The following is a 14,602-nucleotide window of genomic DNA, read 5'->3' on the forward strand; positions in this document are numbered from 1 at the left end:
ACGATCTGCTCTTTGGTCCGGAATTGATGGTAGACAGCAGCTTTCGTGATACCGACGGCGTCGGCGATCATCTGCAGTGACGTACCGCTGACGCCGTGGTTGGCGATCAGATCCAGCGCGGCATCGAGTACCCGTGTCCGGGCAGGACTGTGCTCGATGAGCCAGAATTGCTCACCGGTGTCCGGCTGCCGCGCTGTTCCCACGCACCGAGACTAGACGACGCTATTGACCCTGGCTAGCCGATCGGCTAGCTTCGCTCACTAGCCGGGTTTCGGCGGCGATTTCGTGCGGGGAAGGAGTGCCGATGTCCGACGTCGGCGGAAACGACCGGGGCGGTACCCAATCGGTGCGAACCGCCGCGCGGCGGACCGATGGCGAGCTGATTCTGCTCTGGACATTGCCCGCGGCGCTGATCCTGTGGATCGCGTCCTTCTTCCTGTTTCCAGGGTTCAACCCGCCGATGTCACCCACCATGCCGGCCGAACAGGTGGCCGCGTTCTACCGCGATCCGGCGCATATTCCCCAGATCCGTTCCAGCATGATCCTGTTCAATTGGTTCGGCGTGTGCCTCGTGCCGATCCTGGCCCTGATCGTGCTGCAGATTCGCCGCATGGCGCATCGGACGCCGATCTTCTCCTACGCGATGCTCGGGTGCGCGGCCGGTGGTCCGACGTTGTTTCTCGTTGCCAACGTCTGCTGGCTGCTGGCCGCCTTTCGACCGGAGCGCAGCCCCGAGTTGACCCAGCTGCTCAACGATCTCGGCTGGATCACCTTCACCATTCTGGTCCCGTTCTTCATCGGGCAGTGCGTAATCCTGGCCCTGGCAATCTATTTCGATGACAAGTCGCGCCCGGTGTTCAACCGCTGGCTGGCCCACTTCAACCTGCTGGTGGCGGCCGCGCTGGCGCCGGCGTCCTTCGTCGGCGTGGCGTTGACCGGCCCGCTGGCGTGGGACGGCTTGCTCTCGTTCTGGGTGAAAAACGCCGCCATTGCCCTGTGGATCATCGTGATGGGTGTTGTCCTGGGTCGAGCCGTTTATCGCGAGCGGGCCGAAAGCCGTGATTGCCCAACGGAATTGGCTACCGCATGAGCGCGGTGATCACACCGCCGCCGTCCCCGGCCACGCCGCCCGCGGGCCCGCTGCATCACCGGATCGGCTGGCACCTGCGCCGCGACCCCAAGCGAGAGCTGTGGCTGGCGTGGGGGGTGCTCATGGTGTTCTACGGCCTCTTCTTCCCCATGTTCTTCATCGTGGCGCAGGTCCAGCCGCCGCCGGAACCCACCTGGGATCTCGCGACACAGGTCCACTGGTTCGCCGAGCGTCGCCTCGGCATACCCGTCGGCTTCGGCGTCATCTTCGCCATCAGCGGCATGATCGCGGTCAACAACGCCCTCATCGCCTATTCGATGCGGCGCATGTCGGTCAGCCGGGCGTTCGCTTACTCGTATCTGCTCATCTACTCGCTCAGCGCGGTACCCGGCATGCTGCTGCTCAACATCGCGCTGATCGTCGGCACGCTGCGACCGGACCGCGATCCCCGGGTGATCGGCTGGCTGTATGACTTCGCGTTCCTGTCTTTTGACGGAACGATGGGGGTGTTTCTGATCGGCTCGCTCATCTGGATGGTGGCGATCCTGCTCGACAAGAATCGGGTATTTCCCAAGTGGTTCGGCTATCTCAACCTCTGCAACGCGCTGACCGAGGTGGTCGTGGCGCCGTGCTGGATCTTCCGGCGCGGCGTGTTCGCGTGGGATGGCGAGATCGCGTGGTGGCTCGACATGGTCGTGTTCGGCATCTACCAGGTCACGTTCATCGTCATGCTGTTCCAGATGATCCGCCGCGAAGACTTCGGGACCGGCGTGCTGCCGGACCTGCCGGCCAAGGGTCCGGTGGCGCAGTGACCGGCCTGGCCGGCAAGCCGGCGCGCGCGAGGGCTGTGCCGGGCCAGCCCGACATGTGGGCGTTCGTCCTGTTCGAAACCCTGGTGTTCACCGCGTATTTCGGCTTCTACCTGTTCTCCCGCGGCCGCAACCCCGACCTGTTCCTGCATTCACAGGCTCAGCTCGACCTGCGCGTCGGGGTGTTGAACACATTGGTGTTGTTGCTCAGCTCATGGTCGGTGGCGCGGTGTGTGCAGTCGGCGCGCGCCGGCGCCTACCGGGCGGCGCTCCGGGATGTCTTCATCACGGCCGCATTCGGCGCAGTCTTCCTGTCGTTCAAGGTGCTCGAGTGGGCGCGACTGGTCCACGCCGGAAACGGCATCGACAGCAACGACTTCTTCATGTTCTATTTCTTCCTCACCGGCATCCACTTCGTGCACCTGCTGATCGGCTTCGTCGTGCTCGGCGTCATCGTCTACCAACTTCTGAGCCCGGCGCGGCGGGACCAAAACCTTGTCGAAACCTGCGCAACCTATTGGCACACCATCGATTTCCTGTGGGTGCTGATCTTTGCGCTGCTCTACGTGGTGAGGTGAGCCCAGTGAAACTCAACAAGAGGCTGTTGTTGGTCTGGGTGATCCTGGCCGCGTTGACGCTGGCCTATCTGGGGATCGACCACTCCGCCGGCGGATTGCTGAAGTCCAGCGCCGTGGTCACGTCGAGCGTCATCGTCATCGCACTGGTCAAGGTGCGCATCATCTTTCGCGAGTTCATGGAGGTGCGGGACGCCCCGGTCCTGCTGTGCCGACTCACCGACGCGTGGGTGGTGCTGATCGCGGTGGTCTTGCTCGGCAGTTACTTCGTCGGACTGCAGGTCCGGTAGCGCTCGCGAGCGTCGAACCCCTAGGCGACCGGCGCGACCGCGTCGGCGGTGGTGAACGTCAGGTGCAGTTCGCTGAGGCCCCGCAGGATGTACGTCGGCTCGTAGCTGTAGCGGCGCTCGGTGGCCGGCCCGTGATGGGCTTCGTTGATTTCGATGTGCGGCATGCGGTCCAGGATCCGCTCGATCGAGACACGGCCCTCGACGCGGGCGAGCGGACCGCCGGGACACGAGTGCACACCGCGGGCGAACGCCATGTGTTCGCGAACGTTCTTGCGGCGCAGGTCGAATTCGTGCGGGTTGTCGAATCGGCGCGGGTCGCGGTTGGCGGCGCCCGGCAGGATCATGACCACGGTGCCGGCGGGGATGTCGACACCGCCGATGCTGGTGGCCTTGCGGGCCAGGCGTGAGTCGCTCTTCACCGGGCTGTCCATGCGCAGCGACTCCTCGATGAACCCGGGAATCAGGCTGCGGTCATCACGCAACTGTTGCTGGATGTCGGGCCGGTCACCGAGCACCTGCAGGGCGGCGCTGAGCAGCTTGGCCGTGGTTTCCTGCCCCGCGGCGAAGAGGAAGGTCGCCGAGCGGACCACCTCTATCACCGGGGGCGTCGACCCGTCCGGGTACTTCGCTTCGGCCAGGAAGGTCAGCACGTCGCCGCGCGGCTCACGGCGCCGATCCTCGATGTAGTGACAGAACTTGTCGTCGAGCCACTCGAGGGGGTTGATGCCCACCGATTCGTGGTCCAGCGCGCCCACCCGCGCGCCCGGCCGGTCGGCGCCCAGGACGGTGCGGAACTCCTTGTGGTCTTCCTCCGGCACCCCGAGCAGGTCGGCGATCACCAAAGTGGCGAACGGCTTGGAGTATTCGGCGATGAACTCGCACTCACCGATGCCGAGGAACTCGTCGAGCTGACGGTCGGCGAGGCGCCACATGAACTCCTCGTTCTGCTTGAGCCGGCTCGGGGTCAGCAGCTTGGCGAGCACCGACCGGGCCTTGGTGTGATCCGGCGGGTCCATCGTGACCATGTGCTCGTTCATCGGGAAGGAGCTGCGGTGCGCATCGATCTGGGCGCTGATGTCGTCGCCTTCGGGCGTGAAGGGCAGCGGCGGGAACGGCCCCCCGAGCGCGACGATGTTGGAGAAGGTGTCGGGGTCCTTGTAAATCTCGCAGGCCTCGTCATAGCCGGTGACGGCGACGACGCCGTAGTGCGGCAGCCGCAGCACGGGGTTTTGGCTCCGCAGGTAGTCGAAGTACGGATGCGGATCCGGGACCAAAGTCGGATCGGTGAAGAAGTCAATCGTCTCGAAGTTGCTCATCTTCAGTGCGTCCCCCTGGGCTGGGTTAACCGGTGGTGTACCGGGGCAAGCGGTATCGCCGCGTGATTACGAGATCGAAAATATGCTGAGCACCTGCTTAGCATGGCGGTAATGTCAGGGTCAAGATCGCAACGCCGCGCCACGATACGATCCGTGTGGTCGGCACGGGATGGCACACAGTACGGAGCAGGGACATGACATCGGCCCGCAGGATCGGGGCGCCGGACGCGAAAAACCGTGGTCTGTTGCTCGATGCTGCCGAGCAGCTGATGCTCGAAGAGGGGTATGCCGCGGTGACGTCGCGCCGGCTGGCGGGCCGGGCGGGATTGAAACCCCAGCTGGTGCACTACTACTTCCGCACCATGGAAGAGCTGTTCCTCGAGGTGTTCCGCCGCCGGGCCGAAGAGGCCCTTGAGGCGCACGCGCAAATGCTGAAGTTGCCACAGCCGCTGTGGGCGCTGTGGCGATTCGGCACCGACCCCGCCTTCACCCGGATTTCCATGGAATTCATGGCGCTGGCCAACCACCGCAAGGACATGCGGGCCGAAATCGCTTATTACGCAGAGCGTTTCCGCGAAGAACAGCGCCAAGCGGTGGCGACGGCGCTGGAGCGCTACGGCTCCAGGATTCAAGACGAGGGCCAGGACATCGACATCCCCCCGGTGGTGTGGACGGTGCTGATGAGCAGCCTCTCGCGCTTTCTGGTGCTCGAGCAGGCGATCGGCATGTCCGCCGGCCATGCCGAGACGGTGGAGCTGGTCGAAAACTACCTGCGCCGCCTGGAAGGCGAACCGCAACCGATCGAGGGTGTGCCGGAGACCTGGCTGGTTCACCAGTTACGCAGCGAGCAGAGCACGCCTTTGGGGCCGTCCTTGGATACGACGACGGCGCCGTCTACCGCCAGCTCACAGTGAAGCCCCGGCGTGCCGGGCTCCGTGCCCGTGCTCGCCACGACCATGGCGTAATGATCGGGGTCCGACATGTCCAGATCGAAGCCCCACGGTTTGCCCGGGGCGAGGTCGACGTCGACGTGTGGCGTGAACGAATAGGGGTTGTGGCTGTAATCGGAGAACTTGGCCGGCTGATGGTCCAGGTAATAGATGCTGGTGTAAATCGGATTCTGCGCGGTGACGGTGTACCTGACGTGATGCATGACGGGGTCATCGGCGTGTGCCCGCCCGCTTCCCGCCAGCACTCCCGCCGCGGCCAACAGACAGGCCAACGAGATGGCGGAGCCGACGCCCAGCACCGTCTTCAAGTTCATGGTCATGACGCTCCTCCGGCTGCCGGGCGCGGTTTGGTGTTGCGGTTCATGACCCGTTCTGCGGCCTGCCAGTGTGGGTCGGCAACCCATAGTCGCGCAAAGGATGCTATCGCCTCATCAGGAGAAACTCCGCGGATTACGCGCTTTATCTCCGTCGCCGGGCGGCGGGCCAGCGACCTCGCGACCGCTCGCCATCCTTCGTCGGGTGAGTCGAAGACGGCGCGGGGCAGCACCCGGTCCACCAGGCCGATCCGCTCGGCCTCGGCCGCGCCGAGGGCGGTTCCCGAACCGGCCAACAGCAGCGCCTTGCTCTTTCCGACCAGCGCGGCCAGCCGCTCGGCTCCGCCCCAGGCCGGCATGATCTCCAGCTGCACCTGGTTGAAGGCGATCTTGATGTCGTCGGCGGCCACCCGGATGTCGGCGGCGACCGCGACTTCGGCGCCGCCCCCGAGCGCGTGACCGTTGAGCGCGGCGATGACGGGGGCGGGGAAGTCCGCCAGCTGGTCGCAGATGGACCGCATCCGCCGGGCCATCGCCGCGGCGTCCTCCTCGGTCCGCAGCGCGCTCAGTTCCTTGAGGTCACCGCCGGAGACGAAGGCCTTGTCCCCGGCGCCCTTGATCACCAGCGCCTGCGCATCCGCCGCCGCGTCGAGCGCCTTCTCCAGCTGGTCCATGGTGTCCAGGCCAATGGCGTTGCGCGCGTGCGGGCGGTCGATGGTGACCACGGCCAACCCGTCGTCGATCTCCAGGTCCACCATGTTCTTGTTATCGCTCCTCGGCAAGAACCCGATATTGGCATTCTCTTTTCGCGAGAATAACATCATCGCTGCAGCCCAAGAACTTTCGCCGGCGAGAATTGAGGTGACTCGGTGCGGAGTCCCATCGTGGCCGCCACTGCGGTCCTGACCATTACCTTGGTCGCGGCGTGCACGTCGCGACCGCCGACCCAACTCGCCGGCACGGCATCCGTCACGGTCAACGGCAACGACCGGAATTTTCATATCGTCAAGTGCGGTCAACGCGAATGGACCCGGACGATCGACATCGGTAGCGATTTTGCCGGCGCCAAGCTCATCGTCGACGAGAGCGCGCAACCGGCGACGGTCGAGTCGGTGCACATCCAGAATGTGGGCGGCTTCACCGGGATGTACTCCCGGGGCGGCGACGGGACCGGCGACATGAGCATGACGGGTGACAAATTCACCGTCAGTGGCACCGCCAACGGGTACAAGACCGACAAGCCCGGGGAACCGGCCACCGCCACCTACAAGATCTACGTGTCGTGCTGACCTCGTCGAACAGCGGTTCGGCGGGGGCACGTTGCGGTTAGGCGCCTGTAGAGAATAGTATTCTCACAAATCAAGAAGGAGGATTTCATGGGGCAGTTGTCGCACCGGGAAGACGTCCCGTTTCCGATCTTTGACGCGGACAACCATCTGTACGAGCCGCCGGAAGCGCTGACCAAGTTCTTGCCCAAGGCGTACAAGGACTATGTCCAGTACGTGCAGGTCAACGGGCGGACGAAGATCGCCATCCGCGGCCAAATCAGCAACTACATTCCCAACCCGACCTTCGAGGTCGTCGCCCGGCCGGGTGCCTGGGAGGAGTACTTCAAGTTCGGTAACCCGGACGGCAAATCCAAGCGCGAGCTGTTCGGCGAGCCGATGCGCGCGATTCCGGCGTTCTTCGAACCCGGCCCGCGGCTGGAGAAGATGAACGAGCTGGGCCTGGACCGCACGCTGATGTTCCCGACGCTGGCCAGCCTGCTCGAGGAGCGGCTGCGCGACGACCCGGTCGCCATCCACGTCCTGGTTCACGCGTTGAACGAGTGGCTCGACGAGGTCTGGGGCTTCAACTACCAGAACCGCATCTTCACCACGCCGGTCATCACGCTGCCGATCGTGGAGAAGGCGATCGAGGAACTGGAGTGGGCGGTCAAGCGCGGCGCCCGCGCCATTTTGATCCGACCGGCTCCCGTCCCCGGCTTCCGCGGCCCGCGGTCGTTCGCGGTGCCCGAGTTCGACCCGTTCTGGGAAAGGGTCGTCGAGCACGACGTGCTGGTCGGCATGCACTCCAGCGACAGCGGCTACTCGCGCTACACCTCCGAGTGGGACGGCGCCGAACAGGAAATGCTGCCGTTCCAGACCAATGCGATGAACATTCTCAACGAATGGCGGCCGATCCAGGATGCGGTGGGCTCGTGGGTGATCCACGGCGCGCTCTACCGCCACCCGAAGCTGAAGGTCGCGATCGTCGAGGCCGGTTCGAAGTGGATGACCCCGCTGCTCGACGGCCTGGCCGAGGTCTTCCGGAAGGCCCCGGAGGCCTTCCCCAGCGACCCCGTCGAGACGGTCAAGAACCGGATCCACGTCAGCCCGTTCTTCGAGGACGGCATCGACGACCTGATCAGCCTCGTCGGTGTGGATCAGGTCTTGTACGGCTCGGACTGGCCGCACCCGGAGGGCCTGGCGGAGCCGACGTACTACGTCAACGCGCTGTCGCACCTGTCCGTTGACGACCAGGCCAAGATCATGGGCGGCAACCTCGGTCGGCTCGTCACGGTGTGACCGGCCGGCCAAACCAGGCATGGCAGACCATCCCGGAGATGGTCTTGAGCGCAGCGGACCGCTTCGGCGATGCGGAAGCAGTCGTCGACGGTCCGCTGCGTTTGACTTTCGCCGAAGTCGTCGAGCGAATTCGTTGCGCCGCAGGCGCTTTCGCTGACCTCGGCATCGAAAAGGGCGACCGGGTCGCGATCTGGGCACCGAATTCGGCCGAGTGGATCATCGCCGCGTTCGGGTTGCTCACCGCGGGCGGTGTGCTCGTCCCGGTCAACACCCGGTTCAAGACCGAAGAGGCCGGTGACATCATCGGCCGCAGCAAGGTGAAGGCGGTCCTGGTCCAGAAGGGCTTTCTGAACCAGGATTACACCGCCCCCGCCGGGGTGCCGGTCATCGACCTGAAGTCCGACTTCCTGTCCAGCGGTTCACCGTTCGAGCGTCCGGTGCGCGGCACCGATACCTCGGACATCATCTTCACCTCGGGCACCACCGGGCGCCCCAAGGGCGCAATGCTGAATCACGGCCAGGCGCTGCGCATGTACGAGGAGTGGGCGACGCTCGCGGACCTGCGCGAGGGCGACCGCTATCTCCAGATCAACCCGTACTTTCACACCTTCGGGCTCAAGGCCGGCCTGGTGACCTCTTTCCTGCGCGGTGCGACGATGCTGCCCGTCGCGGTGTTCGACGTCGACACCGTCGTGAATCTCATTGAACGCGAACACATTACAATGCTTCCCGGACCGCCTACGCTGTATCACTCGTTGCTGACGGTGGGGGACAAGTCCAAGCTGTCGTCGTTGCGTGCGGGGGTGACCGGCGCCGCCGACATTCCCGTCGAGCTGGTGCGGCGCATCCACGACGAGCTGCCCTTCCAGACGTTGATGACGGGTTACGGCCTGACCGAAGCCGGCAACGTCACCCTTTCGCTGCCCGGCGACTCCTTCGAGGATGTGGCCACCACCGCGGGCGTGCCGTGCGACGGGGTCGAGGTGCGCATCGCCCACGACGGCGAAGTGCTGGTCCGCGGCTACGGAGTCATGCAGGGGTACCTCGACGAACCGGAGGCCACCGCCCAAGCGATCGACGGCGAGGGGTGGCTGCACACCGGGGATCTGGGGGAATTCACCGAGGCCGGTCGGCTGCGCATCGTCGGCCGGAAAAAGGACATGTTCATCGTCGGTGGATTCAACGCCTACCCGGCCGAGATCGAGGGCTTCCTGCTCAGCCACCCGGCCGTCGCGCAGGCGGCCGTCGTCGGTGTCCCCGATGAGCGGATGGGCCAGGTGGGCAAGGCTTTCGTGGTCCGTAACGCCGATGTCAGCGCCGAAGAGCTGATCGGCTGGTGCCGGGACCGGATGGCCGGGTTCAAAGTGCCGCGCGCGGTAGAGTTCCTTGATTCACTTCCACTCAACGCCACAGGGAAAGTGATGAAGGACCAACTGCGGTGAACAACGGCGACATTCATTCAATGGTGATCGCGTCGGATTATCGCGTCCCCGACCCGACCCGGGTCTGGCCGCTGCTGGAACGCAATAAGGCCGCCCTGGCCGACATCGGTGCACACCATGTGCTCGTCTACACCTCGACACATGACCACGGGCGGGTGTTGGTGATGATCGGCGTCCACAGCAGGGAGCCGATCGTGGAGCTGTTGCGCTCCCGGGTCTTCTTCGACTGGTTCGACGAGGCCGGCGTCGAGGACATACCCGCGGTCTTCGCCGGCGAGATCGTCGACAGGTTCATCGCGCAGCCACCGAAAACCCCTGCGGCACCGGGCGTCGTGGTGGCCGCCATCGCGTCGGTCAACGACGTGTCCCTGCTGACCTCCGAAGTCGGCACGGCGATAGACAGATTCACCACCGCCGGAATCCGAAAGACGTGGGTATTCCAGGCTTTCGACGACGATCACGAGGTGCTGATCCTGCAGGAGTTTCCCGACGAGGAAAGCGCGCGGCGCTGGATCGACCACCCCGATGCCGCGGCGCAATGGATGTCCGGCGCGGGCATCGGTGCCTACCCGCCGCTGTTCGTCGGCCGATTCTTCGACATGATGCGCATCGGGGCGGACTGAGGGCTCGCCGGTGTTCGTATGCCTGTGTAACGGCGTCACCAGCCAAACCGTGACCGAGGCCGTGGAATGCGGGGCGTCGACGACCAAGGAAGTCGCCCAGGCCTGTGGAGCGGGCGCCGACTGCGGTCGCTGCCGGCGCACGGTGCAGGCCATCCTGCGCTCCTCCAGCCCGGAGCGAACGCCGAACTCGTCGCGCTAGGCCGTCAGCGCCGGGGGCTGCCGTCCGGTGACGTCGGTCGGACGAGGTCGACGAGCAGGTTGGGGATTTCGAGCCGTGGCAATATCACCTCGACGAACACCATGCGGTCCTGGTGCTGCGCCGCTGCGGTCAGGGCGTCGTCGAGCTCGCCGTAGGTCTGCACCCGGAACGACAAGTGGTCGGTGACGCCCAGCGCCCGGGGAACGTCCGTCCACTGCCAGCTCACGATGTCGTTATAGGGCGCGGTCTGGCCGTGGATCGCCCGCTCGATCGTGTAGCCGTCGTTGTTGACCACCACGATGACGGGGGTCAGGCCCTCGCGCGAAAAGGCGCCCAGCTCCTGGACGGTCAGTTGCGCTGCGCCGTCGCCGATGATCAACACCGTCCTGCGGTCCGGGTGCGCCACGGCCGCCCCGAGCGCGGCGGGCAACGTGTAACCGATTGAGCCCCATAGTGGTTGACCGATGAACGTCACGCCCTGCGGCAGCCGGTGGTCGGCCATGCCGTAGAAGGAGGTGCCCTGGTCGGCGAGCACCACGTTGCCCGGTGTGAGGGCCACACACAGGCGGTCCCACAACATCTTCTGGGTCAGCGGTTCGTCGCGGGGCGGGGGCGGCGGCAGCGGCTCGGCGGGCGGCGAGACCACCGGCGGCGACGAGACCCCGCGCCGGGCCACGATGGTGGCCAGCGCGTCGAGCGCGGCGCCCATTTCCAACGGCGCGAAGACTTCCCCGGCCACGCTGCTCTGATACTGGCCCACATCGATGGTCCGGGCCGGGTCGATGCGCTGGCTGAAGAAGCCGCTGACCATGTCGGTGAACACGACGCCGGCGGTCACCAGCACGGGCGCGTCCTCGATCGCGGCGCGCACCGCCGGCGCGCTGGCCGACCCGGCGTAGATGCCCAGGAAGTTGGGTGAGCTCTCGTCGAGCAGGCTCTTGCCCCACATCAACGTGGCGTGCGGCACCACGTCGGCGGCCAGCAGCGCCTCGAGTTCCTTGATCGCCTGCAGCCGGTGCACCAGCAGGTCGGCGAGCACCGTGACCTGGTGGTCGCCGATGAGTGCGCTCGCCGCCTCGACGAACATGGCCAGCGCGCGGGGACTGGTGCCCCCGGTGTAGCGGGGCAACGGCGCCTCCGGCGGCTCGGTGGGGAAGCGCGCCACGTCGGTGGACAGCAGGATGTAGCCGGGGCGTTTCTGCTCACGCACCTCCGACAACACCCGGTCGATCTCGCGGCGGGCCGTCGCGGGCATGAGATTAGTTTGGGCGCAGGTGATTTCGCGGCTGACCCGGAAGAAGTGCTCGAAGTCCCCGTTGCCGAGCGAATGGTGCAGCGCCCGGCGGGTGCCCTGGGCGTCCTTGGACGGGCCGCCGACGATGTGCACGACGGGCACCTGTTCGGCGTAGCTGCCCGCGATCGCGTTGGCCGCCGAGAGCTCGCCGACGCCGAATGTCGTTACCAAAGCCGACATTCCGCGCAGGCGACCGTATCCGTCGGCGGCGTAGCCGGCGTTGAGCTCGTTGGCGTTGCCGACCCAGCGGATGCGGGGATGGGCGATGATGTGGTCGAGGAATTCCAGGTTGTAATCGCCGGGAACACCGAAGATCTCCGAGACGCCGAGCTCGGCGAGACGGTCCAACAGGTAGTCACCGACGGTGTATGCGGTATCGGTCGCGGCATCAGTCACAGGCACGACGGTACGCTCGAAGTTCAATCCGTTCCGGGTGAGACGCGGTGCCAGTATCGTGCGGGCCATGGCACTCAAAGAATCCCGCGACATCGTCATCGAAGCCAGTCCCGAGGAGATTCTGGACGTCATCGCCGACTTCGAAGCGATGCCCGACTGGTCGGAGCCGCATCAGAGTGCGGAGATCCTCGACACCGGCGACGACGGGCGCCCCCGCCAAGTGCGGATGAAGGTCAAGGTCGCCGGGATCACCGATGAACAGGTGGTGGCCTACACCTGGGGCGACAACGTGGTGAGCTGGAAGCTGGTCAGCTCCTCGCAGCAGAAGGCGCAGGACGGAAAGTACACCCTGGTGCCGCAGGGCGAGGGGACCCTGGTCAAGTTCGAGTTGCTGGCCGACCCGAACGTGCCGCTGCCGGGCTTCGTGCTCAAGCGTGCCGTGAAGGGAACTATCGATTCGGCGACCAAGGCGCTGCGCGAGCGGGTGCTCCAGGTGAAGAAGGGTAACTAGCCGCCGTGGGCGGTGGCGGGCCGCTGGCGGGGGTGCGCGTCATCGAACTCGGCGGCATCGGGCCCGGGCCGCACGCGGGAATGCTGCTCGCCGACCTGGGTGCCGACGTGGTGCGGGTGCGCCGGCCGGGCGGCGTGGCGATCGCGATGCCAGCCGAGGGTCGTGATCTGCTGCATCGCGGCAAGCGGATCGTCGACCTGGACGTCAAGGCGCAGCCGCAGGCGCTGCTGGGCCTGGCCGCCAAGGCCGACGTGCTGCTGGACTGCTTCCGGCCCGGAACCTGCGAGCGGCTCGGCATCGGGCCCGACGACTGCGCGGCACTCAACCCGCGGCTGATCTACGCCCGGATGACCGGCTGGGGCCAGGACGGGCCGCTGGCCGCGACCGCCGGGCATGACATCAACTACCTGGCGCAGACCGGTGCGCTGTCGGCGCTGGGATATGCCGACCGGCCACCGATGCCGCCGCTGAACCTGGTCGCCGACTTCGGCGGCGGCTCGATGCTGGTGGTGATCGGCATCGCGGCCGCCCTCTACGAACGCGAACGCACGGGCACCGGGCAGGTGATCGACGCGGCGATGGTCGACGGTGTCAGCCTGCTGTCCCAGATGATGTGGACCATGAAGTCCACTGGGGCACTGCGCGACCGGCGCGAATCGTTTCTGCTCGACGGTGGCGCCCCGTTCTATGGCTGCTACGAGACCGCCGACGGTAAGTACGTGGCCATCGGCGCCATCGAGCCGCAATTCTTCGCGGCGTTACTCGATGGACTTGGCCTGTCACCCGATGACGTGCCGGCCCAACACGACAAAGCTTCCTATCCGCGGATGCGCGAGATCTTCACCCGGCGGTTCGCCGGGCGCACGCGCGACGAGTGGGCACAGACGTTCGCCGGCACCGACGCGTGCGTCACCGCAGTGCTGACGTGGAGCGAGGCCGCCACCGACGAGCACTTGCGGGCGCGGTCCACTGTGATCACCGCCCATGGCGCCGACCAGGCCGCGCCCGCCCCACGCTTTTCGCGGACCCCGGCCGGACCGGTCGGACCGCCGCCGGCGAAAACCACACCGCTTGCCGAAATCAACTGGTAGGGAACTGGTTACGCCGAATCCGTCCGCAGCGGGATCGGCGTTGCTAAGTTGATCTTCAGTGGCCGTAAAAGCATCACGGGAATTCGTCGTCAACGCGCCGCCAGAAGTGGTCATGGAGGCGCTGACAGATGTCGGCGTCCTGTCATCGTGGTCGCCGCTGCACAAACACATCGAAGTGATCGACCGTTATCCCGACGGCCGGCCGCACCATGTCAAGACCACCATCAAGATTCTCGGGCTGGTCGATAAGGAGGTCCTGGAATATCACTGGGGTCCCGATTGGGTCGTCTACGACGCCACGGGAACCTCGCAGCAGCATGGGCAGCACGTCGAATACACCCTCAAACCCGAAGGGATCGACCAGACTCGGGTGCGTTTCGACATCACCGTCGAACCCGGCCGGCCCATGCCCGCGTTCATCGTTCGACGGGCCGCCGAGAGCGTTCTCGACGCCTCCATGAAGGGGTTGCGCGACCTGGTCTCGGGCGACAGGGAGTCCCCCGGGACCGAATAGCCTTCGCCGGTGGCTGCGCTGGCGTTAACTTAGTGGTAGTGGCCGTTCAAGCATCGTCGGAAATCATCATCGACGCGCCTCCGGAAGTCATCATGGAGGCGCTCGCCGATATGGATGCCGTGCCCTCGTGGTCGTCGGTCCACAAGCGGGTCGAGGTCGTCGACAAGCATCCCGACGGCCGCCCCCACCACGTGAAGGTCACGATCTCGGTGACCGGCATCCACGACACGGAATTGCTCGAATACCATTGGGGCCCAGACTGGATGGTGTGGGACGCCCGGAAGACGGCGCAGCAGCACGGTCAGCACGGCGAGTACAACCTGAGCCGGCTGGGCGTGGACAAGACCAGGGTGCGCTTCACCATCACCGTCGAACCGTGGGCGCCGCTACCGGAGTTCTGGATCGCCCGGGCCCGCAAGAAAATCCTGCACGCCGCGCTGGAGGGTCTGCGTAAGCGCGTGATGGGAACGGCCGGCTAACCGGCGTCTTTCAGTGCGGCCAGCCGCTTGATCGCCTCGTCGAGCGTGTCGTCACGTTTACAGAAGGTGAAGCGCACCAAGTGATTCCACACGTCGGCCGGACCGCTCGCCGCCGCAGGGTCACGGAACGCCGACAGCGGGA

Annotated in this window: 19 protein-coding genes and 1 pseudogene; 14 read left to right on the forward strand and 6 right to left on the reverse strand. The window is 65.8% G+C overall.

Annotated features, from left to right (window positions below):
* The coding region (locus A9W96_RS24800) for a TetR/AcrR family transcriptional regulator (RefSeq protein ID WP_156765397.1) at window positions 1–203 on the reverse strand (203 nt) is incomplete at its 3' end.
* Window positions 204–304: 101 nt separating this feature from the next.
* On the opposite strand from A9W96_RS24800, the gene A9W96_RS24805 reads away from it, so the two are divergent.
* Genes A9W96_RS24805 through A9W96_RS24820 form a run of 4 tightly spaced genes read left to right on the forward strand, consistent with a single transcriptional unit; the run spans window position 305 to window position 2,764 of the window.
* Window positions 305–1,090, forward strand: a complete 786-nt coding sequence (locus A9W96_RS24805; RefSeq protein ID WP_067143831.1) for a hypothetical protein — start codon at window positions 305–307, stop codon at window positions 1,088–1,090.
* The gene (locus A9W96_RS24810; protein ID WP_066880513.1) at window positions 1,087–1,902 is read left to right on the forward strand and encodes a hypothetical protein; all 816 of its coding nucleotides are present in this window, start codon (window positions 1,087–1,089) and stop codon (window positions 1,900–1,902) included. The genes A9W96_RS24805 and A9W96_RS24810 overlap by 4 nt, the downstream gene beginning before the upstream one ends.
* Window positions 1,899–2,477 carry a cytochrome c oxidase subunit 3 family protein gene (locus A9W96_RS24815; protein WP_067143833.1) on the forward strand — a complete coding sequence of 193 codons (579 nt, stop codon included), beginning with the start codon at window positions 1,899–1,901 and terminating at the stop codon, window positions 2,475–2,477. The genes A9W96_RS24810 and A9W96_RS24815 overlap by 4 nt, the downstream gene beginning before the upstream one ends.
* 5 nt (window positions 2,478–2,482) lie before the next feature.
* Entirely contained in the window at window positions 2,483–2,764 is a 282-nt protein-coding gene (locus A9W96_RS24820; RefSeq protein ID WP_066864277.1) for a cytochrome C oxidase subunit IV family protein, read from the forward strand.
* Between the two features lie 20 nt (window positions 2,765–2,784).
* Here A9W96_RS24820 and A9W96_RS24825 read toward each other — a convergent pair whose 3' ends face one another.
* Window positions 2,785–4,080: a cytochrome P450 gene (locus A9W96_RS24825; protein ID WP_066864275.1), complete on the reverse strand. Its 1,296-nt coding sequence runs from the start codon at window positions 4,078–4,080 to the stop codon at window positions 2,785–2,787.
* 194 nt (window positions 4,081–4,274) lie between these two features.
* On the opposite strand from A9W96_RS24825, the gene A9W96_RS24830 reads away from it, so the two are divergent.
* Window positions 4,275–4,994: a TetR/AcrR family transcriptional regulator gene (locus A9W96_RS24830; RefSeq protein WP_066864271.1), complete on the forward strand. Its 720-nt coding sequence runs from the start codon at window positions 4,275–4,277 to the stop codon at window positions 4,992–4,994.
* On the opposite strand, the gene A9W96_RS24835 is transcribed toward A9W96_RS24830, so the two are convergent.
* Window positions 4,910–5,275 (reverse strand): hypothetical protein, encoded by a 366-nt coding sequence (locus A9W96_RS24835; protein ID WP_066880532.1) that lies wholly within the window; start codon window positions 5,273–5,275, stop codon window positions 4,910–4,912. The two genes, A9W96_RS24830 and A9W96_RS24835, sit on opposite strands and share 85 nt — an antisense overlap.
* 71 nt (window positions 5,276–5,346) lie before the next feature.
* On the reverse strand, window positions 5,347–6,102 hold the full coding sequence (locus tag A9W96_RS24840; RefSeq protein WP_067143835.1) for an enoyl-CoA hydratase/isomerase family protein: 756 nt from the start codon (window positions 6,100–6,102) through the stop codon (window positions 5,347–5,349).
* Between the two features lie 111 nt (window positions 6,103–6,213).
* On the opposite strand from A9W96_RS24840, the gene A9W96_RS24845 reads away from it, so the two are divergent.
* From A9W96_RS24845 to A9W96_RS24865, 5 genes are all read left to right on the forward strand, one after another.
* Window positions 6,214–6,633 carry a lipoprotein LpqH gene (locus tag A9W96_RS24845; protein ID WP_067143837.1) on the forward strand — a complete coding sequence of 140 codons (420 nt, stop codon included), beginning with the start codon at window positions 6,214–6,216 and terminating at the stop codon, window positions 6,631–6,633.
* Window positions 6,634–6,720: 87 nt separating this feature from the next.
* Window positions 6,721–7,911, forward strand: coding sequence for an amidohydrolase family protein (locus A9W96_RS24850; protein WP_066864260.1), 1,191 nt, complete (start codon window positions 6,721–6,723; stop codon window positions 7,909–7,911).
* A gap of 38 nt (window positions 7,912–7,949) precedes the next feature.
* Window positions 7,950–9,353 carry a FadD3 family acyl-CoA ligase gene (locus tag A9W96_RS24855; RefSeq protein WP_067143843.1) on the forward strand — a complete coding sequence of 468 codons (1,404 nt, stop codon included), beginning with the start codon at window positions 7,950–7,952 and terminating at the stop codon, window positions 9,351–9,353.
* A complete protein-coding gene (locus A9W96_RS24860; RefSeq protein WP_066864258.1) occupies window positions 9,350–9,976 on the forward strand; it encodes a fatty-acid--CoA ligase in 627 nt (208 codons plus the stop codon). The genes A9W96_RS24855 and A9W96_RS24860 overlap by 4 nt, the downstream gene beginning before the upstream one ends.
* Before the next feature lie 10 nt (window positions 9,977–9,986).
* Window positions 9,987–10,175: a bacterioferritin-associated ferredoxin gene (locus tag A9W96_RS24865; RefSeq protein WP_067143839.1), complete on the forward strand. Its 189-nt coding sequence runs from the start codon at window positions 9,987–9,989 to the stop codon at window positions 10,173–10,175.
* Window positions 10,176–10,179: 4 nt separating this feature from the next.
* On the opposite strand, the gene A9W96_RS24870 is transcribed toward A9W96_RS24865, so the two are convergent.
* A complete protein-coding gene (locus A9W96_RS24870; RefSeq protein WP_067143845.1) occupies window positions 10,180–11,865 on the reverse strand; it encodes an alpha-keto acid decarboxylase family protein in 1,686 nt (561 codons plus the stop codon).
* Window positions 11,866–11,932: 67 nt separating this feature from the next.
* Here A9W96_RS24870 and A9W96_RS24875 point away from each other — a divergent pair, with 67 nt between their 5' ends.
* From A9W96_RS24875 to A9W96_RS24890, 4 genes are read left to right on the forward strand one after another with little or no spacing between them, the layout of a single operon-like run.
* Window positions 11,933–12,376: an SRPBCC family protein gene (locus A9W96_RS24875; protein WP_066864255.1), complete on the forward strand. Its 444-nt coding sequence runs from the start codon at window positions 11,933–11,935 to the stop codon at window positions 12,374–12,376.
* A 5-nt stretch (window positions 12,377–12,381) separates the two neighbouring features.
* Window positions 12,382–13,467, forward strand: coding sequence for a CaiB/BaiF CoA-transferase family protein (locus A9W96_RS24880; protein WP_067143841.1), 1,086 nt, complete (start codon window positions 12,382–12,384; stop codon window positions 13,465–13,467).
* Between the two features lie 58 nt (window positions 13,468–13,525).
* A complete protein-coding gene (locus A9W96_RS24885) occupies window positions 13,526–13,981 on the forward strand; it encodes an SRPBCC family protein (RefSeq protein WP_066864252.1) in 456 nt (151 codons plus the stop codon).
* A gap of 38 nt (window positions 13,982–14,019) precedes the next feature.
* Complete coding sequence (locus tag A9W96_RS24890) at window positions 14,020–14,460, forward strand: SRPBCC family protein (RefSeq protein ID WP_066864249.1); 441 nt, start codon at window positions 14,020–14,022, stop codon at window positions 14,458–14,460.
* Here A9W96_RS24890 and A9W96_RS31755 read toward each other — a convergent pair.
* Window positions 14,457–14,602: pseudogene (locus tag A9W96_RS31755) on the reverse strand (aminotransferase); the annotation flags it as partial. The gene A9W96_RS24890 and the pseudogene A9W96_RS31755 overlap by 4 nt on opposite strands.

The sequence above is a fragment of the Mycobacterium sp. 1245852.3 genome (genome assembly GCF_001669335.1).
Taxonomy (GTDB): domain Bacteria; phylum Actinomycetota; class Actinomycetes; order Mycobacteriales; family Mycobacteriaceae; genus Mycobacterium; species Mycobacterium europaeum_A.